We start from the raw sequence: 1,080 nt of genomic DNA on the forward strand, positions 1-1,080 counted from the left end.
CGGCCCGTCGCGCCGAGTCGGCGTCGCTGCCCACCGCCCGCAGGCCCCGGCCCCACCGGGTGCGCCGCAGGACCACGTCCGCAGCCAGCACCAGCAGCAGGAGCAGGACGAAGGTGGCCGGCACACCACGGTCCAGGCCCAGGTACCAGACCGTCACCGCCAGGACCGCCGCCAGCCCGAGCGCCCGCACCACCACCGCCGTGACCGTCGCCGCCGCCAGCTCTGCAGCGACACGCCGCGCACGCTCCACCAGCCCGCTGACCACCATCACCGCCGTGACCACCGCCACGAGGGCGAAGGCCAGCACCTGGGGCACGAACGTCTGCTGCGCCAGCTGGACGAGCCAGGAGTCGTAGGGCAGGTTCACCGTGCCCGTCGTCCCCAGCACCTGGATCTGCAGCCCGAGCGCCACCAGGAGCCCCGCCAGCGTCACCACGAAGCTCGGCAGGCCCAGGCGGACCGTCAACGCACCCTGGACGAGCCCCACCACGCACCCCACACCGACCGCGCCCACCACCGCGAGCCACAAGGGCCAGCCCTGCTGCACGAACGTCACCGCCAGCACCGCCGACGCCAGCCCGCTGACGGCCCCCACCGACAGGTCGATCTCACCGGCGACCAGGACCAGCACCACGCCCAACGTGGTCACACCCAGGGCGACCACCTGCATCGACAGGTTCACCAGGTTGTCCGGCGCGAGGAACGTCGGGTTCACCGCCTGGAACACCAGCCACAGCACCAGCAGCCCGCCGATCACCGGCCGGGACCCCAGCTCACCGCGCCGCCACGAGCCGAGCGGGGGCCCGCCGTGGCGCCACGACGCCGTCGGTGCCTGCACGGCCGTCACCGGCCCCTGCCCCTCGAGGGCAGCGCGCCACCGTGCGCACCGGTGATCGCCTCGATGATGGCCTCGTAGCTGACCCGGTCGGCGTCGAACGTCCCCGCCAGGCGGCCCCGACGCAGCACCACCACCCTGTCGGCCACCGCCTGGACGTCCGCCATGTTGTGGCTCACGAGCACCACGCCGTGACCCCGGTCCCGGACCCTCTCGATCAACGACAGGACCTCTGCGGTCTGGGT

Annotated in this window: 1 protein-coding gene and 1 pseudogene; both read right to left on the bottom strand. The window is 73.6% G+C overall.

The features are described 5' to 3' along the window. On the bottom strand, positions 1–838 hold an 838-nt coding region (locus N869_RS15315; RefSeq protein WP_156968602.1), incomplete at its 3' end, for an ABC transporter permease subunit. Between the two features lie 5 nt (positions 839–843). Beyond that, a pseudogene (locus N869_RS18080) lies at positions 844–1,080 on the bottom strand (ATP-binding cassette domain-containing protein); the annotation flags it as partial.

It is taken from the genome of Cellulomonas bogoriensis 69B4 = DSM 16987 (assembly GCF_000767165.1).
GTDB lineage: Bacteria > Actinomycetota > Actinomycetes > Actinomycetales > Cellulomonadaceae > Actinotalea > Actinotalea bogoriensis.